Source organism: Paenibacillus sp. M2, assembly GCF_046713495.1.
Lineage (GTDB): Bacteria > Bacillota > Bacilli > Paenibacillales > Paenibacillaceae > Paenibacillus > Paenibacillus amylolyticus_B.
Genome location: NZ_CP169648.1, coordinates 2,947,783 through 2,968,011 on the forward strand (window position 1 = coordinate 2,947,783; position 20,229 = coordinate 2,968,011).

Annotated in this window: 20 protein-coding genes; 15 read left to right on the top strand and 5 right to left on the bottom strand. The window is 44.9% G+C overall.

The window, feature by feature from the left end:
• Positions 1-5: 5 nt before the first annotated feature.
• The 5 genes from ACETMN_RS13675 to ACETMN_RS13695 all read left to right on the top strand — a co-directional run bounded on the left by ACETMN_RS13675 (position 6) and on the right by ACETMN_RS13695 (position 5,371).
• Positions 6-1,451 carry a 4-hydroxyphenylacetate 3-hydroxylase family protein gene (locus tag ACETMN_RS13675; RefSeq protein WP_091016784.1) on the top strand — a complete coding sequence of 482 codons (1,446 nt, stop codon included), beginning with the start codon at positions 6-8 and terminating at the stop codon, positions 1,449-1,451.
• A gap of 234 nt (positions 1,452-1,685) precedes the next feature.
• A complete protein-coding gene (locus ACETMN_RS13680; protein ID WP_091016782.1) occupies positions 1,686-2,393 on the top strand; it encodes a response regulator transcription factor in 708 nt (235 codons plus the stop codon).
• Entirely contained in the window at positions 2,371-3,828 is a 1,458-nt protein-coding gene (locus ACETMN_RS13685) for a sensor histidine kinase (protein ID WP_091016780.1), read from the top strand. Before ACETMN_RS13680 ends, ACETMN_RS13685 begins: the two co-directional genes overlap by 23 nt.
• A 36-nt stretch (positions 3,829-3,864) precedes the next feature.
• Entirely contained in the window at positions 3,865-4,944 is a 1,080-nt protein-coding gene (locus ACETMN_RS13690; protein ID WP_091016778.1) for an AI-2E family transporter, read from the top strand.
• A gap of 28 nt (positions 4,945-4,972) precedes the next feature.
• Complete coding sequence (locus tag ACETMN_RS13695; protein ID WP_074094839.1) at positions 4,973-5,371, top strand: Asp23/Gls24 family envelope stress response protein; 399 nt, start codon at positions 4,973-4,975, stop codon at positions 5,369-5,371.
• A gap of 69 nt (positions 5,372-5,440) precedes the next feature.
• On the opposite strand, the gene ACETMN_RS13700 is transcribed toward ACETMN_RS13695, so the two are convergent.
• Positions 5,441-6,286: an AraC family transcriptional regulator gene (locus tag ACETMN_RS13700; RefSeq protein WP_091016776.1), complete on the bottom strand. Its 846-nt coding sequence runs from the start codon at positions 6,284-6,286 to the stop codon at positions 5,441-5,443.
• A gap of 201 nt (positions 6,287-6,487) precedes the next feature.
• Between ACETMN_RS13700 and ACETMN_RS13705 the strand changes: the two genes are divergently transcribed.
• The 3 genes from ACETMN_RS13705 (at position 6,488) to ACETMN_RS13715 (ending at position 10,711) form a co-directional block, all read left to right on the top strand.
• Complete coding sequence (locus tag ACETMN_RS13705; RefSeq protein ID WP_091016774.1) at positions 6,488-7,492, top strand: aldo/keto reductase; 1,005 nt, start codon at positions 6,488-6,490, stop codon at positions 7,490-7,492.
• 266 nt (positions 7,493-7,758) lie between these two features.
• Positions 7,759-9,351, top strand: coding sequence for an acyl-CoA synthetase MbcS (gene mbcS / locus ACETMN_RS13710; RefSeq protein WP_373419839.1), 1,593 nt, complete (start codon positions 7,759-7,761; stop codon positions 9,349-9,351).
• A 115-nt stretch (positions 9,352-9,466) separates the two neighbouring features.
• Positions 9,467-10,711, top strand: a complete 1,245-nt coding sequence (locus ACETMN_RS13715) for an aminopeptidase (protein WP_091016772.1) — start codon at positions 9,467-9,469, stop codon at positions 10,709-10,711.
• Between the two features lie 88 nt (positions 10,712-10,799).
• On the opposite strand, the gene ACETMN_RS13720 is transcribed toward ACETMN_RS13715, so the two are convergent.
• Positions 10,800-11,258 carry a GyrI-like domain-containing protein gene (locus ACETMN_RS13720; RefSeq protein ID WP_091016770.1) on the bottom strand — a complete coding sequence of 153 codons (459 nt, stop codon included), beginning with the start codon at positions 11,256-11,258 and terminating at the stop codon, positions 10,800-10,802.
• Between the two features lie 165 nt (positions 11,259-11,423).
• Here ACETMN_RS13720 and ACETMN_RS13725 point away from each other — a divergent pair, with 165 nt between their 5' ends.
• A complete protein-coding gene (locus tag ACETMN_RS13725) occupies positions 11,424-11,915 on the top strand; it encodes a hypothetical protein (protein WP_256975153.1) in 492 nt (163 codons plus the stop codon).
• Between the two features lie 21 nt (positions 11,916-11,936).
• Complete coding sequence (locus ACETMN_RS13730) at positions 11,937-12,584, top strand: hypothetical protein (protein ID WP_411736243.1); 648 nt, start codon at positions 11,937-11,939, stop codon at positions 12,582-12,584.
• A 48-nt stretch (positions 12,585-12,632) separates the two neighbouring features.
• Here the strand turns inward: ACETMN_RS13730 and ACETMN_RS13735 are convergent, their stop codons facing one another.
• The 3 genes from ACETMN_RS13735 to ACETMN_RS13745 all read right to left on the bottom strand — a co-directional run bounded on the left by ACETMN_RS13735 (position 12,633) and on the right by ACETMN_RS13745 (position 15,361).
• Positions 12,633-13,265, bottom strand: a complete 633-nt coding sequence (locus tag ACETMN_RS13735; protein WP_091016769.1) for a nitroreductase family protein — start codon at positions 13,263-13,265, stop codon at positions 12,633-12,635.
• 505 nt (positions 13,266-13,770) lie between these two features.
• Positions 13,771-14,544 carry a D-alanyl-D-alanine carboxypeptidase family protein gene (locus ACETMN_RS13740; RefSeq protein WP_076330915.1) on the bottom strand — a complete coding sequence of 258 codons (774 nt, stop codon included), beginning with the start codon at positions 14,542-14,544 and terminating at the stop codon, positions 13,771-13,773.
• 454 nt (positions 14,545-14,998) lie between these two features.
• The gene (locus ACETMN_RS13745; RefSeq protein ID WP_076214772.1) at positions 14,999-15,361 is read right to left on the bottom strand and encodes an iron-sulfur cluster biosynthesis family protein; all 363 of its coding nucleotides are present in this window, start codon (positions 15,359-15,361) and stop codon (positions 14,999-15,001) included.
• Positions 15,362-15,529: 168 nt separating this feature from the next.
• Here ACETMN_RS13745 and ACETMN_RS13750 point away from each other — a divergent pair, with 168 nt between their 5' ends.
• The 5 genes from ACETMN_RS13750 to opuFB all read left to right on the top strand — a co-directional run bounded on the left by ACETMN_RS13750 (position 15,530) and on the right by opuFB (position 20,221).
• Positions 15,530-16,114: a TetR/AcrR family transcriptional regulator gene (locus ACETMN_RS13750; RefSeq protein ID WP_091016765.1), complete on the top strand. Its 585-nt coding sequence runs from the start codon at positions 15,530-15,532 to the stop codon at positions 16,112-16,114.
• A 131-nt stretch (positions 16,115-16,245) separates the two neighbouring features.
• Positions 16,246-16,692 (top strand): nuclear transport factor 2 family protein, encoded by a 447-nt coding sequence (locus ACETMN_RS13755; RefSeq protein WP_310334847.1) that lies wholly within the window; start codon positions 16,246-16,248, stop codon positions 16,690-16,692.
• Complete coding sequence (locus tag ACETMN_RS13760; protein ID WP_411736244.1) at positions 16,682-17,542, top strand: ergot alkaloid biosynthesis protein; 861 nt, start codon at positions 16,682-16,684, stop codon at positions 17,540-17,542. The genes ACETMN_RS13755 and ACETMN_RS13760 overlap by 11 nt, the downstream gene beginning before the upstream one ends.
• Before the next feature lie 197 nt (positions 17,543-17,739).
• Positions 17,740-18,714 carry an ABC transporter ATP-binding protein gene (locus ACETMN_RS13765; RefSeq protein ID WP_411736245.1) on the top strand — a complete coding sequence of 325 codons (975 nt, stop codon included), beginning with the start codon at positions 17,740-17,742 and terminating at the stop codon, positions 18,712-18,714.
• Positions 18,707-20,221, top strand: coding sequence for an osmoprotectant update ABC transporter permease/substrate-binding subunit OpuFB (opuFB, locus tag ACETMN_RS13770; RefSeq protein ID WP_411736246.1), 1,515 nt, complete (start codon positions 18,707-18,709; stop codon positions 20,219-20,221). Before ACETMN_RS13765 ends, opuFB begins: the two co-directional genes overlap by 8 nt.
• Positions 20,222-20,229: the final 8 nt, after the last annotated feature.

A 20,229-nucleotide genomic window follows, 5' to 3' on the forward strand; every position in this document is an offset into this window, starting at 1 on the left:
ATATCATGAGTATCACGATGTCTCGTGGACAAGCATACATTCAACGTTTGAATGATGAGCGGAATGTATGGCTGGACGGAGAGCGTATCCAGGTAACTGGGCATCAGGCCTTTCAGGGAACACTTCAAACCATAGAAGGTTTGTTCAATCTGGTGGATGACCCGGAGACAAGGGAAACCGTGGCCTATTGGGACGAACAGACGGGAAGTTACGTGCATCGCTCTTTTCTAGTACCCCGTTCACTTCCTGACGTGAAGAGCAGGGCGGATGCTTTTCGGCTGTGGGCCGATCGGACGTATGGGGTGATGAGCCGATTGTCTGATTATGCTCGATCCCGGCTGACCGGTTGGTATGCAACACGACATGAGATGACATCACATGACCCGGCATTTGCAGACAAAATATCGACTTATTATGAACAAGCCAAACGAAAAGATGCATTCCTGACAATTGTCCAGCGGGACCCACAGATTAATCGTTCCTTGCCTGTTGGAGAAGATGAGGATGCCATGCTGCGAATTGTCCAAAGCAATACGGAGGGTGTGGTGATCCGCGGGGCCAAAATGGTTGCAACAGCAGCGCCTTATGCGGATGATATCATTGCTTATCCCGTTCAACGAATTCCAGGCCACCTGCCAGAGCTGGCCCATATGGTCATTGTAGCCGCGGACAGTCCGGGCTTGCACATGATGTGTCGTGAATCTTTTGCCACAAAAGATACAGATAAATCACATCCACTCAGTGCGCAGTATGATGAGATGGATGCTGTATTATTTTTTGACGATGTATTTGTGCCCTGGGAACGTGTATTACTGCACAATAACCCTGAAGCCGTATGGCAGATTCGCTGCAATACAGCATCGGCCAGTCTGGCCTACCATCAGAGTGTCATTCGATTACACTCGAAACTGGAATTCATTACAGCTGTGACCTCAGCCATTGCCAAGGAGATTGGGGTGGACTCCTTCCTGAATGTACAGGAACAACTCGGAGAGCTGATCAGTCAGATGCAGACTATCGAGGGACTGATTATTGCTGCTGAAGCACAGTCCAAGCCGGACGCATTTGGCAACTGGCTGCCGGAATTCAAATATATTGAAACCGCACGTAATCTGGGCAATCACTATTATCCCCGCGCGGTGGAGATTTTGAAGACCATTGCTGCGGGTGGTCTGATTCAGATTCCTTCAGGTACGTTTGAGATGAATGAAATGATGGGTTCCATGGTTGGCAAATATCTTGGTGGAGTAACGATGCAAGCCCCGGAGAAGATTCGACTCTTTCAACTCGCATGGGAGCTGACCGGAAGTCCACTCGGAGCAAGGCATGATCTATATGAACGTTTTTACGCGGGTGATCCCGTGCGCAATCGGGCGAACCAATATGTGCAGTATGACAAGGAACGTTTATTTGGGAAAGTTGAGCCGTGGCTTCGTTTGCTTAAGGACTAATCTGATGATCTAATACAAATGGTCCGAATGAAGATTGAAAAGCCTGAATGAAGAACGAAAAGCTTGAATGAAGGCTGAAAACAGCCCTATTTTATTTAATGCCTTGGCCTAAGCCAGGGCTCTATTTCTATTTATTTAGATTATCTTTAGAAATGATTTAGGTTGAATTAAGAGACGTAGTATATAGTAATAATGTAGAGATAGGCATAGAGTATAGGAAATGAGAGGAAAAATATGAGATACACCGTATTAATTGCAGATGACGAACCAGAGATTGTTGAACTGCTTCAACTATATCTGGAGAAGGACTATACCATTAAGACTGCGGTGAATGGAGCCGAGGCATTACAATGCATACGTTCAACACAGATCGATCTGGTCATACTGGACATCATGATGCCTGTAATGGATGGATTGCAGTTGATCAAACAGATCAGGGCCACATATCACATGCCTGTACTGTTCCTATCCGCTAAAAGTCAGGATCACGATAAAATCCTTGGACTTGGACTTGGGGCAGACGATTATATAGCGAAGCCGTTCAACCCGCTTGAGATTGTTGCCAGAGTAGAGGCGTTGCTTAGAAGAGTCAATCAATTTGATGCAGCGGAGATCCCCGTTGCCAAAGAAGAGAATCTGGTATTGGGTGATCTGACGCTGGATCGATCCCAATGTATGCTTTTTCGTTCAGGAACACCTGTAACATTAACCTCTACAGAGTATAAAATTATGGAATTGTTGCTTGATCAACCTGGCCGAGTGTTCACCCGTAAAAAAATATACGAAGCGGTCTGGGGCGATTATTATGCGCACGAGGACAGCACAATTATGGTACATATCAGCAACATTCGGGAGAAGATCGAGCGTGACTCCAGACAACCGGAATATCTCAAAACGATAAGGGGACTGGGATACAAAATTGAAGCGCCCATGGAAAGCTAGAGAAAAGCGACTGTTGCAGACATCTCTGACACTGGACTTCTTGCTGTTCAACTTCTTTTTGCTGTTACTGGTATTGATCGTGTACCTTATGGTTTCACTGGATGTCGTGGATTTTCGCATTTCGGATCAGGTGGTTGATCCAGGTCTGAATGTTGAAGCCCACGTGTATGTAGCAGAGCTGGAGAACGAATTTTATTCCGGTGGAGGTTCGGTGTCGAAAGGCAAAGACACAGAGATTCAACGTCTCAAGGACAGCGGTGGCTGGATTGAAATTCTGGATGCCAATCGCAATGTCATTCGTCATGTGGGAGACAAGCAAGATGCGTTCACGCAATACAGTGAAGCGGATCTGTATGATGGACTGGAAAATCGGAGTGACCAGGAATACTATTATTCGATCACTCCTCTCTCGACTGAAGGAGCGGCAGCGTATGTATTGCTCAAAATCCCGCGTGATCTGGTCAGCGTGCGAATTAATGATAATCAGTTGATTACCAATCTGAAGCATCCACTATCCTTTTACATTATGATTGGCATCGGTTTGGTTTTATTATTGATCTTTGTCTATAGCTATTGGGTCGCACGGAGAATCAAAAAGCCGCTTAGCATCCTCTCCTCTGGTCTTACGCAGATGATCCAGGGAAATTATAGTACACGGATGTCGATCTCGGCCGAGAGGGAATTTGTCCAGATAGGTGAGACATTCAACTACATGGCGGACGTCATTGAGAACACATCTGCGGAGAAACGTTACGCCGAAGAGAGCAAACAGCGACTGATTGTAGATTTATCACATGATCTGAAGACACCGATAACATCCATACAGGGATATGCGCAGGCATTGGTGGAAGGACGTGGAGAGGACAAGGACAGGCAGCAAAGATATCTGGGATACATCTATAACAAGTCTGTTCAAGTTGCACGCATGATACAGAATATGCTGGAGCTGCTCAAGGTGGATTCGCCCGATTTTCGCATGCATATTCAGAGAAGAGAGATTGGAGAATTCGTGCGCGAGATTATGGCAGATACGTATGGGGAGATTGAGCAGAAACAGTTTGTCCTTCATGTGCTTGTTCCTGATGAGGAGATCTATGCAAGGTATGATCCGGAACTGTTATCCAGAGTCATCCAGAATCTGATTACCAATGCTCTGTCTTATAATCCAATCGGGACCGAACTGCGCGTAGAACTCATTCCGCTGGATACCCATGTGGTGATTGAAGTGGCAGATACCGGAGTGGGCATACCTCAAGAACTGTGGTCAACCATCTTTGACCCGTTTGTACGAGGAGATGAGGCGCGCACAGCGACTGGAGGTACGGGACTGGGATTGTCCATCGCACGGCGTAATACGGAGAAAATGGGCGGGCGGTTGATCCTTTCCGGGCGTGGACGGGAGACCACCGTGTTTACCATCCAGATTCCAAATTAAATTAGAGAAGAAATGTCCATGTGGAGGGGAAACGACTTGTTAAAAACAAATTCATTTGTCAGGTTCAGTATCGCACTGGCGCTGATATTGGTTAATATCTATTTATTATCACGTGTGAGCTTCATCTTTCAGCCGCTCGTCACCATGATCACGGTGATCACTGTGCCGATGATGTTGTCGGTGTTCTTTTATTATCTGTTAAGGCCGCTTGTGAATTATATGGAGAAAAAGAAAATAAATCGCACGCTAAGTATTTTGCTAATCTATCTGGTTATTGCTATTCTGGGAGTGTTCTTCATCATTGGTTTATGGCCATCGTTACGTGAGCAACTGTTCAATCTGGTCGATAACGCACCAAGTTTAATTAATTCATTAAGTGACCAGCTGAGAGAGCTCGAGCAGAATGGTGCCATTCAAGCCTTGTTCCCCGAGGGCTCGACACCTTTCTCTCAAATTACGGAGTATATCAACAAAGGATTTAACTTTGTGACCAACTACGTAAGTGGATTTTTCTCACTCGTTTCCAGTTTTGCGATCATCTTGTTTACACTACCGATCCTTTTGTTCTATATGCTGTTACAAGGCGAGAAATTTGGTCGTAAATTGGCACATATCGCTCCAAAACGTTTCCAAAATGACAGCCGTGAAGTCGTAATTGAGATTGATCAGGCGTTGAGTGGTTTTATTGTGGGAAGAGTTTTGGTCAATCTGGCATTGGGTGTACTGATGTATATCGGTTTCTTGATCATTGGACTGCCGTACGCATTACTGCTCACGGTAATCGCGGTCATCATGAACTTTGTTCCGTTTATCGGAGCGATTGTGTCGTCCGTACCTATTGTGATCATGGGTCTCGTGGTATCACCATCGGTTGCCATCTGGTCTCTGATTATTATTCTTGTCGCTCAGCAGATTCAGGACAACCTGGTAGCACCGTACGTATTCGGCAAAAAGCTGGATATTCACCCGCTCACGACCATCATTCTGGTGTTGGGTGCAGGCGACCTGGGTGGAATTATTGCCATCCTGATTATTATCCCGGTTTATATGATCGTTAAGATTCTTTTGGTTCGAATCTATAACATGTTCTTTAAGGACAAATGGCAGAATGCATAGAATTTAATTATTCGAGGGAGTGGAGCACATGTCTGAAATTATCGAAAAACAATACAATGAACCTGAATATATCGCACCTCAATCTGTTCAAATGGGTACCATTCACATCTCGAACGATGTGTTATCCAAGATCGTGGGAATGGCCGCTCAATCAACGGCTGGCGTATCCTCCATGTCCGTTGGACTGACTGAAGGCATTGCCAAGAGCATCAGCGGCAAGAGTCTGCAAAAAGGGATTGACGTACACGTTAAAGACGATCAGGCAACCATCCAGCTGCGCATCAACATTCAATATGGCAACAAGATGCATGAGGTATGCCGTGAACTTCAACATAATGTTCAACAGGCCGTGGAGCAATTAGCGGGTGTTATGGTCAATGAAATTAAAGTGCAAGTTGTAGGCATATCCATGCCGGAGACGGTATAAACCAATGAAAAGAATGTAAGGAATAACAATTGTAAGGATAAACGATTGGCACAAACAGCACCTTCCCAATTAACAACTTAACTGGGAGGGTGCTGTTTTATGTTTGCGATAATAGGTGGGCGCTTCGCCCATCACTTTTTTGAACATTTTGGAGAAAAGCAATTGATCCATGTAGCCCACCGAGCGGGCAATATCACCAATAGTCAGACCGGGATCAAGGGTCAATTCGGCTGCTCTGCGCATCCGGTAATGGACCAGATACGACTGAATGCTGCTTCCCATCTGGTCCTTAAAGAGAGAGCACAGATAACTGCGCTGCAAACCGACATGGGCCGCGATGGATTGCACGGTAATGGCATTGGCATAGTTCATTTCAATGAAGTCCATTACCTGCGTTACGTACGTTTCCTTCGAATAATCCTGCAGGGGTTGAAGATGCTCTGAGTTGGCCTGATCAATCAAAATGGAGAAGAATTGATACAGCAAACCAGTCATGCTAATCTCCCAGCCTTTGTGGGTATGGCGCGAATTAATCATTCGATGCAGACAGGATCGCATCTCGTCATCCCCATTGCCCAGCTCAAAGATCGGGTGATGCTCCGACAGACAAGCTTGCTGTAAAAAGGTTTGGCTATTGCTGCCTTGAAAAGCAACCCAGCTGTATTCCCAGGGATCATCCTGATCTGCTTCGTAATGAACAACAGAATGCGGAACGATCAGAAAACCTTGACCTTTGTGCAGGGTGTACGTTTTGCCACCCACTTCGAAGGTGCCTTTGCCATTCAAAATATAATGAATTTTGTAATAGTCTCTCATGGCAGGGCCAAAGTGATGACCTGGTGTACAGGCTTCCGTGCCATAATGAAGGAGCTGGAGCTCCTGAAAATGATTGTTTTTAAACATATACGTAATCAAGGGTATTCACTCCTGTGTGATTTCGTCTCATCTTGCATTTTAACATATTAGTTAGTGTAAATGGTGGATAATTGAAGATTACTTTGTATAGATAACAATCATTTTTCCATATGTTCAAAGTGGAATGCCATATCGTTTTGCCCGAGAAATGTCTAAGATTAGAAGCAGCAAGGCAAACCCTACAGGAAAGTGAGAATAACGATGCCCTATACTGCGAGTGAACAACGATATGATGAGATGAAATATGTACGTTCCGGCAAATCCGGAATCAGATTGCCGCAAATTGCGCTGGGCTTATGGCAGAACTTTGGTGGCAACCGCACATTGGATATTCAGGAAGAAATGATTTTACGTGCCTTTGACCTCGGAATTAACCACTTCGATCTGGCGAATAACTATGGTCCCCCTCCAGGATCAGCGGAAGAGAACTTTGGTGTGATTTACAAAAAACATCTGCGTCCTTACCGGGATGAATTGCTTATCTCATCGAAGGCAGGTTACCATATGTGGAGTGGACCTTACGGCGAATGGGGTTCCCGCAAAAACCTCATTGCAAGCCTGGATCAAAGCCTCGGCCGGATGGGACTGGATTATGTAGACATTTTCTATCATCACCGTCCAGATCCGGACACGCCGTTGGAAGAAACGATGACGGCGCTGGATCATATCGTGCGGCAAGGTAAAGCTCTGTATGTGGGCTTATCCAATTATAATGCAGAACAGACACAAGAAGCGGTAACCATTCTTCGTCGTCTGGGTACGCCATGTCTGGTTCATCAACCAAACTACTCGATGCTGAATCGCTGGATTGAAGACGGTTTGCAGGACGTACTGGATGAGCAGGGCGTAGGTTCCATTGCGTTCTGTCCACTCGGCCGCGGTCAGTTGACCAATAAATATGTCGACAAGATCAAGGAAGAACGCGCCAATCCAACAGGCAATTTGAAAAAAGAAGCATACACAGACGAACGGATTGCCAAGTTCGATGCGCTTCAGGCAGTTGCCGAGCGAAGAGGGCAGACCATCTCCCAACTGGCTCTGAACTGGATCTTGCGTGGTAACCGTGTAACCTCCGCACTGATTGGTGCAAGCCGTGTGTCCCAGATTGAAGAAAACGTGGCTGCCCTCCAGGCACCGGATCTGACAACGGAAGAGTTGAATGAGATCGAAAGCATTTTGGACGGAATGGGTAATTATCCGTGGTAACATACACAGTATATCGGTGTGAAAATTATAGTTAGGTAAAACTAATGTAATATAAATTAAGAATGAAACGGCGCCTTCCTGATAACCAGGGGAGGTGCCATTTTATTATATGTCATTTTCTTTATAGGATAAGATCTATTATAATAGTTCATTAATTGACCTATGTTTATTTTTTCAGAATGAACCTAGTTCATAGCACCTGGTCCTAGGATTTAGGGTATAATATATAGAAGCTTTACAATTGAACTACGAAGGAGAGGCTCCATTTGAACTTTGAACAGTGGATTTCGCCTGAAAGCTATAACCTGACATCCGAGATGGAGAATCATCCATCAGACCGGATTGCACTTAGATGGCTCAGCGATCAACGAGAATTGGAAGAGATCACGTATGGTGATTTATTCAAGCAGGCGAATCGTCTTGCTGGAGGTTTGCGTGAACTTGGACTAGAGAAGGGTGATCGGGTGTTGGTCATGGTACCACGCCGTATTATTGCCTATGTCATTTATATTGCTTGTCTGAAACTGGGGATTGCCGTTATTCCTTCCTCCGAGATGTTGCGGGCAAAAGATCTGGAATATCGTCTGCGTCACTCTGAGGCGCGGGCTGTTATTGTATGGTCCGAGACAACCTCGGAAGTGGAAAAGATGGACGCGGATCTGCCGTCACTGGCACATCGTATCGTGGCATCACCTAATGGTGAAGCTAGCGTACCTACTGAAGGTTGGGTCAATGTGCATGAGTTAATGCAAAATCAACCCGAAGAGATGGCTGCGGTGGAAACTCACCGTGATGATACAGCTATTCTTGCCTATACTTCGGGCACAACAGGTAATCCCAAAGGCGTTGTACATAGCCACGGTTGGGGATATGCCCACCTGCGGATCGCTTCTTCATTATGGCTGGATATTCAACCTTCGGATACGGTATGGGCAACGGCTGCACCTGGCTGGCAAAAATGGATCTGGAGTCCGTTCCTGTCGGTACTCGGAAGAGGCGCGACTGGCTTGGTCTACAATGGATCATTCCAACCCAAGCGTTATCTGGAACTGATGCAGGAACATCAAATTAATGTTCTATGCTGTACACCAACCGAATATCGGTTGATGGCCAAAGCCGATGATCTTGGACATTATGATCTGTCCCATCTGCGCAGTGCTGTTTCAGCGGGTGAACCGCTCAATCAGGAAGTCATTGAAATCTTCCAACGGCATTTCGACCTCACTATTCGAGACGGATATGGACAGACCGAGAGCACGTTGTTGATCGGCAGTCTCAAAGATGCGCCTGTACGCATTGGTTCCATGGGTCAGTCGATTACACCTGGATTGATTGAAATTATTGACGAAGAGGGACAACCTGTTCCTCCAGGTGAAGTAGGAGATATCGCGGTACACAAAGAGATGCCGGCTTTGTTCCGGTCCTATTATCAGGATGAGGGACGGAAGGAAGCGAGTCAGCGTGGCGATTACTTTGTGACGGGGGATCGTGCACGTAAAGACGAAGAAGGATACTTCTGGTTTGAAGGTCGCAGTGACGATATCATCATCAGTTCGGGTTACACGATTGGACCATTTGAAGTGGAAGAAGCACTCATGAAACACGCCAGTGTGAAGGAATGCGCGGTGGTTGCGAGTCCGGATGAGATCCGTGGCAATATTGTCAAAGCTTTTGTTGTGCTGAGAGATGATTCACTGGCTTCACCGGAATTAATGCGTGAATTGCAACACCACGTCAAGGAAATCACAGCACCTTATAAATATCCACGCAAGATCGAATTTGTTACGGATCTGCCAAAGACCAACTCTGGTAAAATCCGCCGGATCGAACTGCGCGAACAAGAAAAACGTAATAGTTAGATCATTTTGTATAGATGAAATTTTGGGAATTGAACCTGCGTAGTGAAAGAGAAGGAATCGATTCTGCAGAAGCGAAAGCGGTCGTACAATATATGAAACAGGAGTGAACACAACCATGAGTCAATTTGAACAAACCTTTGAAAAGTCATTGGAACAATACGCAGAACTGGTTGTTAAAGTTGGCGTGAATATTCAAAAAGGTCAGGATCTGCTCGTCACTGCTCCCATCGAAACGCTTGAATTCACACGTCTGATTGTGCAAAAAGCCTATTCGGCTGGTGCAAACTATGTACAAGTGGACTTTGATGACGACAACATTACCCGCAGTCGTTTTGAACATGGTTCCAATGACAGCTTTGACTATTATCCAGCCTGGAAAGCGGATATGATGGAAAAGTTTGCGGAAGCAGGCGGCGCTACCTTGACGATCAAAGTTCCAGATCCTGAACTGTATAACGGAATTGACTCCGACAGCGTTTCCCGTGCTACCAAGGCAGCTGCACACGCACGTCGCGGATATGCCAAATACACACGCAACCATGAAATTAGCTGGTGTCTGATCAAGGCCCCGACCAAGGCTTGGGCGAAAAAAGTATTTGCCGACATCCCGGAAGAAGACCGAATCAACGTGATGTGGGAAACCATCTTCAAAATGAACCGTGTGGATGGCGGAGACGCCGTACAAAATTGGAGAGAACATCTGGATACCCTGAATACCATGAGTGATCTCCTGAATAAAAAGAACTATAAGAGCCTGCATTACCGTGCGCCAGGTACAGACCTGAAAATTGAATTGGTTAACAATCATATCTGGGGCGGTGGTGGCAGCGAAAATAAACAAGGCGTATACACGGTTGCCAATATGCCGACTGAAGAAGTATTCACCATGCCTAAGCGCAGTGGGGTGAACGGTTATGTTAGCAGCACCATGCCTCTGAACCTGAACGGGCAACTGGTTGACCAGATGAGAATCACCTTCAAGGACGGACAAGTTGTTGCCTTTACGGCAGCATCTGGTGAAGAGCATCTGAAGAACCTCTTTGCCACGGATGAAGGAGCACGTTATCTGGGTGAAGTGGCACTTGTACCACATGACTCTCCGATCTCCAACCTGAATCGAATTTTCTACAATACGGGTATTGATGAAAATGCATCTTGCCACTTGGCTGTGGGAAGTGCGTATCCATTCAACATGAAAGATGGCACAACCATGTCGAATGAAGAGTTACTGAAGCATGAGTGCAATGTGAGCTTGACTCACGTTGATTTCATGATCGGTTCCGCTGAGCTGGATATCGATGGTGAGTTACAGGATGGTACAATCGAGCCGGTATTCCGTAAAGGCAACTGGGCATTTTAATTTCTAATCTAGTTAGAAGCAGTAATAGTGCTTAACGAGAAAGTGACTTCAACCTGAAGTCACTTTTTTTGTTTGCTCGTATCGCGAATTACACGGGTCTTACAGGCACACATATCTCGCAATAATGCTGATTGAGCAGTTCCCAACGATATCGTTCTATAACTGGCTTGTTGTCCATCCGATAACCACTTGTTTTTAAATGAGGGATGATCACATTCCATGCCTGCTGAATAGCTTCTGCCGTATGTCTCACCTTACAGATGAGATAATCTCCGCCTAATAACTCGCCAATCTCAACCAACTCATCTTCAAGACGTTCAGATTCAGTAATAACAATACAAGCATCATATCTACATTTTTCGGGCGTTGTGGTAGTTGGGTCATCCTGGGGAATACCGAATAAAATTGCTGATTCATGAAGCAGTTGTTTTTTGTCTGCCCATTGTTTCAGCGTATTCATCGCTTGAGTATTGGCTGGACCGTAAGGACCGACTTGTCGAACATAGGCGATACGATATGACGGGAGGTTTTCGATATACATTTCCATGAAAATCTTCCTCTCTGTACGATTTCTCTTACATGTTGGATGTTAACATGGTATAAAAGAATTTGCTTAGGTAATTGTTGAATCCCGGTGATGAAACTCATAGAATAGTGATAATATGTTGGAAGACTGTTCCAATAGAGCAAAACGAGAGGGGAGGCGTTAGACATGGATATTACTTATGCTTTCACGGATGAACGTTTCAGGCAAGTTGTGTTGGATCGTTTTTGTGATCAGCGGGATTTCATTCAGGAGAGCGACGTTTGTGAGGTTGAGATATTGCAACTTTCCAATCACAATATTAGCAATCTTGATGGAATCGAGTATTTCAGGGGTCTTCAAGAGCTGGATTGTGCCTATAATCAATTGACCGGTCTGGATCTAGCTCAGAACCACAAGCTGATGACGTTACGTTGCAGAGAGAATCAGCTTCTTACACTGGACCTCCGTTCCAATTCGGAATTGCAAGTGCTGGATTGCAGTTTTAATCGACTTCGCAAATTGGATCTTTCTCATAATTCCAAACTTATAACGGTGGAGTGTCATTGGAATATGTTGTCGGAGCTGGCTTCGGAGCACCTACAGCAGTTGGAGGAACTTAGTTGCAGTTATAATGCTCTTTTTTCACTTGAACTTGAACACAATAAGCAACTGCGATGACTTGATTGCGCCAACAATTACATGTTGGAACTTGATGTAACCGGTTGTCCAAACTTGATTGAACTTCGTTGTAACCACAACCATATCAAACAGTTGGATTTTCGTTCAAATATGGTTTTAGAGAATGTCCGTTGTTTTAACAACCATATTAGCAAGCTGGATATTCGCCATAACGTACAACTAAGAGAGTTGTACTGTTCCGAGAACAAATTAACCGAGTTGGACTATAGCGCTAATCCCAAGCTGGAGAGACTGCAATATGCAGACAATCTGATTTTTGAATCCAATCATGAAGTTCCGGGTATGGGGGTGTTTCAGTATGACGTCTCGATGTCCAACTATCAGATGCGCTTACATATTCAGGATAAAGAACTGGTAGTCACTGCACAGGTTTCAACCAAGACAGAGATGGAAGCCTTATCCCCATATATGGAAGCGACGTGGAAACGATGGGACATGCTTGGTGAGCAGGCGTTTAAAACCATTGCCGAGGCTCATCCGGACGAAGATATCAGTGCATTGATTTTGGCTGATGCAGAATTTCAGGGAGATCAATATTTCCGATTGGGTTATGATGCGGGGGATACACCTGCTGGCCGACTGTACATATATGCGGAGTTTGACGATGAATTTCACATGTTGGATACATTGATCTATGAAACGTATTAAAGCCACGAGAACGTGGCTTTTTTGCTGTGTCATTTAACTACTTTTATGTTATTCAGCGTGCATTTTGTTGAAACTAACATATTCGTTAATTGGTTTACGGTAACCGCGTGGGCGTTGTTTGGCTTCCGACTTTTTGCCGATGGTGATCAGCATAACCGGTACGTAATGGTTAGGGATTTCCAAACTCCGTTGCAGTTCTTCCGAGTCAAAGCCAATCATTGGACAAGTATCCCAACCGCGATCCTGAGCGATCAGCATCAATTGCATGGCAGACAGGCTGGCATTGCGAATCGCATCCTCACGTTGGAAGAATCTGCCGCGAGATTCGTAAAATTCAGTGACACTTTGGGATTCCTGCTCGTATTGAAACGGAGTGAGTGCGCCCAGGTTCAGCAAGCCTTCGTTAATAGTGCGGATATGATGATGCGCGTTGACGTCGCCCAATACCACGATGACCGCAGAAGCTGTTTTTACCTTATATTGCTGGGAAGCTTCATAGACTTTCTCTTTCTGTTCCTCGTCTTTAATCACAAGATAGTGCGTGTGTTGCAGGTTAAAGGCAGATGGTGCAAATTTGTTCAGGGCAAACATCTCTTGCAGTTCCGAATCCGAAATTTCAATTCCTTCTTCAAAAATAACGGCCGATCTACGGTTTTTGACTAGATTCTCGAACTCACTCATGGTAGTTTCCCTCGCTTATGTATGATTTATAAACTGACTATAACACACTTAGTTACTTTATGTAAGTATTATTTTAGAATAAGACAAGGATTGTCTGCCATACGCTAAAATAAAACACTAGAGGTGATTCATGAAAGCATTGATCGCAAGGTTTATGGGAGGACATGACCCTCATGAATTTAGGGTATATGTGATTCAATCTTCGACGTTAAAACGTTTTGTAGTAGTGGAGATTATTCTAGGCCCTATCGTGTACAATGTCGCACTTTACTTGTGCCATAATGCAATACTTGCTGGAGTAGGCTCTTGGGCTGGAACAGAAGGTCTGAAGAGACTGCCACTCGTCTTTAGAAAAATCGTTGGGACATGATGAAGTGTGTAAATGAAAGATTGAAGCAGAAGAGGGCCAGTTGCGGCCCCATTTTCTCTTTCAGCCATGTTATCTATGGTCACGCTTCTTTTTATCTAATCAGATAACTGTCTACGCTTTGGGTTTCAACCTGCCTTATTTGGCACGTTCCAAATACTGCTCGAGCGTAAGTTTCTGGTTGGTAATCTCACCAGCAATATATACTCCGACATAACGTACATGCCATGGCTCATAGGAGTAACCAGTCAATTTCTCCTGATCTTTGCCATAACGGATGATGAAGCCGTACTTGTGGGCATTGGCTTTTAGCCATTTGCCTTCTTTGGTGTTGCCAAAGCTTTGCTGAAGATCATAACCAGCCGAAGCGCTGGAGATATCCATGGCTAGACCAGTCTGATGTTCGCTTTGTCCTGGCCGAGCACTTGTTTTATTGGCAACAGCTTCACCTTTGATGCTGGCATTACGGTCAAAGATCGATTTCTGGGTCGCATAAGAGCGATAGCCAGACACCGCTTTGATATCAATGCCGTCTTTTTTGGCAGCCGCAAATAATTTTTCAATAGCGGTTGCAGCTACTTTACGCATTTGTTTCTTCGGACTGGAACCTGAGAAGCTAAAAGGAATATTAGGTACAACCAAATCTTGTGGTGCATAAGTTGAAGGCAGATTTCTCTTTTTATTGACAAGTACAACCGTACTGGACACATTGGTCACAGTTGCCACATTTTTAATCGTTTTGATCGTACGACCAGGTGCATTATCATGCAGAAATTGAGTGAAGCTGGAGCTTGCCGCAGACGCGACGGGATTAAGGCTTGAAGTGATAGGGAGCGTAGTAAAAGCAGAACCTGCTACAACAGAGCCTACGAGAATTGTAGATATGATGGATTTACGAGTAAAAGATTTCATGATGTGTGTTCCTCCTCGGAATATATGAATCTATATACCGAGTATACTAGAGGATTATATCCATAGGTTCTCCAATTGTTTCCGAGTTGTAAACAAAGTTTGTTATATAAGTTGAACTAAAGAGTATTACACTGGACACTACGATGACAGAACAACCTTCCGATCGCTGTTATCCCCTGATTTTTTTGATTCAATTTTATAATGGTGAAAATCTTGTGATAGCGTATGCCTCCGATGCAGCTTTCTTGCAGAAAGCTTTTAGGCGAACGCTTCGCTTCTTCAGGTTCTTTCTGTCCTCTCCGTTCCGTGTAAATGTTTAGTTGAATTTATATAGAGTCTTCTTTTGCAACTCTCCTAGAGGCAGTATACATGAAAAAGCCGTTGCATTAGATGCAACGGCTTTTGATGTAAAGAGAGATAATACTAGATTACTTCAAGTATGCTAGAGACTATGTTATAACATGCAAGCGTCAGATCCACCGGAGCTTCCCGCAGTTACGGCCCGTGTATCACGAACGCGAACGTTGGCGCTGAGCACACCAGAATCACTGCTTAATTTGAAAGAAGGATAATTTTCTTCCGTATCCAGCTTCATGTGTTGTTCTAGGTTCAGCTGCTGCTTCGGATCAACATAGAACGGAACCAGATTGGTTTCAATCTGCGCGTCGAGAGCCGCAAGTTCATCAACAATGATAATAGCAATAACTCCGTTACATCCGCAACCTTCCAAGTCATAGATCACTTTGAAATATCCAGGTTGGTCATTCAGGCTTTCCGTCAATCGTTTTGCAGCCAAATCTGTAATTTGAATATACATATAGGTACACTCCTTTATATGTTGTCATGGTTGGTAAATGGTAAAAGAATTCATTCAGCTTCTATTCACATTATACCACTTTGTCAATAATCAAAGCATTTATTTTCTTGACTGATCAGTCTGGAAAGGGTATTCTTTATTTAATGAATAGGGAGGTGAGGTCTGAAATTGGGAAGAGCCAAGGAGTTTGACACGGAGACCGTTCTAAGAAAAGCAACGTCTGTATTTGGAGCGTACGGTTATGAAGGTACATCTTTGAGCTTACTGCTAAGTGAACTTGGTATTGCGCGGCAAAGCCTGTATGATACCTACGGAACTAAACATGATTTATTTGTCTCTGCTCTTAAATTCTATATTCAGCAGAAGACAGAGGCGGGGATCAGACTATTAAACGAATGCACAAGTGTGAGGCAAGGCGTGACCGAGTTGTTCAACGAAGCGGTTAACGTGTTGACAGACAACGAACGTCGTAATGAATGTTTCATCATTAATAGCGCGGTTGAACAGGCACCACAAAATCACGAAATCGCAGCTTTTATTCAAACCACTAATCAACAAATGGAAGATGTTTTTCATACTGCGCTGTTACGGGGCCAGAGGAGTGGCGAATTGAGGCACGCAGAGGAAGAATTGCCCGGGCTTGCCCGTTTTCTGAATTATTCCCGACTCTCATTGACCTTTACGGCGAAGAGCGGTGCAAGCGCAGAAGCGCTGCGAGATTTTGTACAGATGACCCTAAGGGCTATGGATTAACGTTTTACATGGTTTGAGTAAGATTCTTTATGGTTTTTTGAAAATGAACGCTTAGGGCGTTTATTTTTTGACTATTATAGACCGATTGGTCTGGAAAAAGAACACCAAACAAACTGAAGGAGGAAATAAGGATGACACAATCTCAGCAGATGGAAGCGGGCAATAGTATACCGCATCGGATCATGCATGGTTTTACTCAATTGCTACTGGAAGGAAAACTGGAACAGTGGTTGGAGCTATATACATCTGAAGCTATCTTCGAATTCCCATATGCACCAGCAGGATATCCTCAGAAACTCGAAGGCAAAGCGGCAATTACAAATCATCTTCATAATCTACTGGGGATGATTGAAATCCAGCAGTTTTCTGAACCGGTGATCTTGGCTGATTCCACGAAACAACAGTTTGTGGCTGAATTTACTTGTAAAGGGCGTTCATTAGTTACAGGCAAGCCATACAACCAAACTTACATCTCTGTTGTGAGCCACTCTAATGGGAAAATTACACATTATAAAGACTATTGGAATCCAATGGTCGTACTCGAATCGGACTTAGGAGGTAACAAGCATGATCAATGATAAACCGTTGACACTTATTATAGGGGCTAATGGAAAGACGGGAAGCCGTGTTGCGGCCATACTTCAAAAGCATCATTATCCGGTGCGTTTGGCAGGAAGAACTAAACCATCTCCTTCTGATTCTGCCAATAACTATGTCTATTTTGATTGGTATGATTCCGAGACATATGCGCTAGCGCTGAAAAATGTGAATCAGGTGTACCTTGTCGTGCCAGTCATGGACATGACCCCAGAAGACGTCATGATTCCGTTCATCAAGGAAGCATTGTGGAACGGAGTTAAGCGATTCGTTTTACTTGGCAGTGCTTCGATCGATGAGAATGGTCCTATATTTGGCAAAGTACATCAGTATTTAAAAGCGCATGCTCCTGAGTGGGCCGTATTACAGCCTTCCTATTTTATGGAGAACTTTACGGAGGGGCCGTATCGGGAGACGACGAAACAACTCGGGAAAATTTACAGTGCTACGGGTGAAGGGAAAATTGGATTTGTTAGTGCAGATGATATCGCGGTGGTGGCCTTCCATGCTCTGACAGATGTAGTTTCTCATAATACGGAGCATATCATTACAGGGCCGGATTCGTTGTCCTATGGACAGGTTGCAGACGTCTTGAGCCGTGTACTGGGTCAGTCCATCCAACATGAATCTTTGTCCGATGATGAATTGAAAAACAGCATGATTCGCGCAGGAATGTCAGTAGAATACGCTGCTGCCCTGGCAGGACTGGATGTGCCTATCCGGGAGGAGGGGAGAGAAGACCAAACGACGGATACGGTGACAAAAATAACGGGGAATAGCCCGATTTCATTCGAGAAATTTATTCAAAATCATATGGAAGTATGGAAATAATGGAAGAAATATTTTCATATTATGAGAAGACGGTGCCTAGTGCCCGTCTTTTTGCATGTCTACCAGCATGTTGACATCGTTGATTCAAATATGGATCTCTCCCTAACCTGGGACACTTCGGAAAGCAGTGATTATACGAACACACTTTTGGGGAAATAGATGAGGATGAATGTTAGGTAAAGGGGCGAATAGAGCGAATGATTCAGTTCGAAAATGTATCAAAACAATATCCTGATGGAACAACGGCTTTGCGCCAGGTTAACCTCAACATTAACAAGGGAGAACTGTTCGTCATGATTGGTCCGAGTGGATGTGGCAAAACCACCATGCTCAAAATGATCAATCGCCTGATTGAGCGAACAGATGGAATAGTGCGCATTAATAAACGCCCAATCGATGAATACAACATTCACGAATTGCGCTGGAATATCGGATATGTACTGCAACAGATTGCACTATTCCCGCATATGACAATTGCCGAAAATATTGCGGTTGTTCCTGAACTGCGAAAATGGAAGTCAGATCAAATCAAGGAGCGCGTACATACGTTGCTGGACATGGTTGGTTTGCACGGAGATACGTACAGTGAGCGCAAACCGTCCGAGTTATCTGGAGGACAACAGCAGAGAATAGGTGTGTTGCGTGCACTCGCTGCCGACCCCGAGATTGTATTGATGGATGAACCATTCAGTGCACTCGATCCGATGAGTCGGGAGAAATTACAGGACGATATTCTGGATATCCAGCGTCAGATGAAAAAAACAATTGTATTTGTCACCCATGATATTCAGGAAGCGATGAAGCTGGGGGATCGCATCTGCATTATGAAGGATGGACAGGTTTTGCAGGTAGGCACTCCGGAAGAACTGATCCGACAGCCAGCTAATGATTTCGTACGTGAATTTGTTGGAAGTCCTAACACCGATACGAGTTCACAATCTGAATTTGATCTCGAATCCATCATGTCACCACTCTCACCGGGTCATGTGCCAAAATCAGCTAAAACTGCTGTTCCTGCATCCATTACGTTGACGGAGTTAGTTGATATCATGGCTTCCCATGACCATCTGCTGGTTGAACGTAACCGCCAGATTATTGGCGAGATCAGTCGAGTTGATCTGATGAAATACTGGTCTGGTCAGTTACAGAAACGAGGTGAAGGACATGAGTAGATTCACGGAGGTGTTCAGTGAGCGCAAAGGTCAGTTGTTGTCTGCTCTGCTGGAACATATTCAGATCTCATTTATCGCATTGTTCTTTGCTGTCCTCATTGCTATTCCGCTGGGTATATACCTTACTCGCAAACCCAGAGTGGCTGAACCAATTATCGGGGTCACAGCTGTGTTGCAGACGATACCTTCCTTGGCGCTTCTCGGATTGCTAATCCCGTTATTCGGCATAGGTACCCTTCCTGCAATCATTGCACTGGTGGTGTATGCGCTGCTTCCGGTACTCCGCAACACGTACACAGGCATATCCGAAGTTGATCCTTCCATGGTGGAAGCGGCGAATGCGATGGGCATGAATAGTTGGCAACGCCTAATCAAAGTGGAACTGCCACTGGCGATGCCTGTTATTATGGCCGGAATTCGGACTGCTATGGTACTTATTGTAGGAACGGCAACACTTGCTGCTTTAATTGGCGCAGGAGGTTTGGGTGCATTAATCTTGCTGGGCATTGATCGGAATGATACGGCACTGATTATCCTTGGAGCCATTCCGGCAGCCTTGTTGGCTATTTTGTTTGATGTACTATTGCGTCAATTCCAGCGGTTATCCTTCAAGAAAACATTGGTTACCTTGGGTTCGCTAGCTCTGATCGCGATACTTGTGATTACCATTCCCTTCGTGGCACGTGGTGGACAGAAGGATCTCGTCATTTCCGGGAAATTGGGGGCGGAACCGGAGATTCTCATTAACATGTACAAATTGTTGATTGAAAAAGACACAGACCTGACCGTTGAACTAAAACCCGGATTAGGCAAAACGCCATTCCTTTTCAATGCACTCAAGTCGGGTGATATTGACATCTATCCCGAATTTACCGGGACAGCGATCTCCGAATTCATGAAGGAAACAGCAGTCAGCACCGATCGGACTGAGGTGTACGAACAGGCAAGAGACGGAATGCTGAGCCAGTTCAACATGGTGCTGCTGAACCCTATGGATTACAACAATACGTATACGTTGGCCGTTCCAAATAGCATCGCAGATCAATACAATCTCAAGACCATTTCGGATCTCAAACCGGTAGAACAGCAAATGAAGGCAGGATTCACGCTGGAATTCTCGGATCGGGAAGACGGTTACCTTGGCATTCAGAAGAAGTATGGGATTGAATTCCCGAACGTTGCAACAATGGAACCGAAGCTTCGCTATGGTGCTGTTCAACGTGGCGATATCAATCTGGTAGATGCCTACTCCACAGATAGTGAGTTGAGACAATATGAACTCGTTGTGCTGGAGGATGATCAGGAGTTATTCCCACCGTATCAAGGCGCGCCGATGCTTCGTCAAGAAACGGCAGATCAATATCCACAACTGGTTGAGGTGTTGAATCAGCTTGCTGGCAAAATTACGGATGATGAGATGCGTCAGATGAACTATGACGTGAACGTAGAGGGTGCGAATCCTGAACAGGTTGCAGCAGAGTACCTTAAACAGGCTGGATTGCTGTAACTTCAGGC

Coding starts and splice junctions, on each gene's coding strand:
- ACETMN_RS13725 (WP_256975153.1), top strand. CDS start 11,424: ATGGATATTACTTATGCTTTCACGGATGAACGTTTCAGGCAAGTTGTG.
- ACETMN_RS13755 (WP_310334847.1), top strand. CDS start 16,246: ATGACACAATCTCAGCAGATGGAAGCGGGCAATAGTATACCGCATCGG.
- ACETMN_RS13705 (WP_091016774.1), top strand. CDS start 6,488: ATGCCCTATACTGCGAGTGAACAACGATATGATGAGATGAAATATGTA.
- ACETMN_RS13745 (WP_076214772.1), bottom strand. CDS start 15,361: ATGTATATTCAAATTACAGATTTGGCTGCAAAACGATTGACGGAAAGC.
- ACETMN_RS13760 (WP_411736244.1), top strand. CDS start 16,682: ATGATCAATGATAAACCGTTGACACTTATTATAGGGGCTAATGGAAAG.
- ACETMN_RS13735 (WP_091016769.1), bottom strand. CDS start 13,265: ATGAGTGAGTTCGAGAATCTAGTCAAAAACCGTAGATCGGCCGTTATT.
- ACETMN_RS13675 (WP_091016784.1), top strand. CDS start 6: ATGAGTATCACGATGTCTCGTGGACAAGCATACATTCAACGTTTGAAT.
- ACETMN_RS13740 (WP_076330915.1), bottom strand. CDS start 14,544: ATGAAATCTTTTACTCGTAAATCCATCATATCTACAATTCTCGTAGGC.
- ACETMN_RS13765 (WP_411736245.1), top strand. CDS start 17,740: ATGATTCAGTTCGAAAATGTATCAAAACAATATCCTGATGGAACAACG.
- ACETMN_RS13680 (WP_091016782.1), top strand. CDS start 1,686: ATGAGATACACCGTATTAATTGCAGATGACGAACCAGAGATTGTTGAA.
- ACETMN_RS13720 (WP_091016770.1), bottom strand. CDS start 11,258: ATGGAAATGTATATCGAAAACCTCCCGTCATATCGTATCGCCTATGTT.
- opuFB (WP_411736246.1), top strand. CDS start 18,707: ATGAGTAGATTCACGGAGGTGTTCAGTGAGCGCAAAGGTCAGTTGTTG.
- ACETMN_RS13730 (WP_411736243.1), top strand. CDS start 11,937: ATGTTGGAACTTGATGTAACCGGTTGTCCAAACTTGATTGAACTTCGT.
- ACETMN_RS13715 (WP_091016772.1), top strand. CDS start 9,467: ATGAGTCAATTTGAACAAACCTTTGAAAAGTCATTGGAACAATACGCA.
- ACETMN_RS13695 (WP_074094839.1), top strand. CDS start 4,973: ATGTCTGAAATTATCGAAAAACAATACAATGAACCTGAATATATCGCA.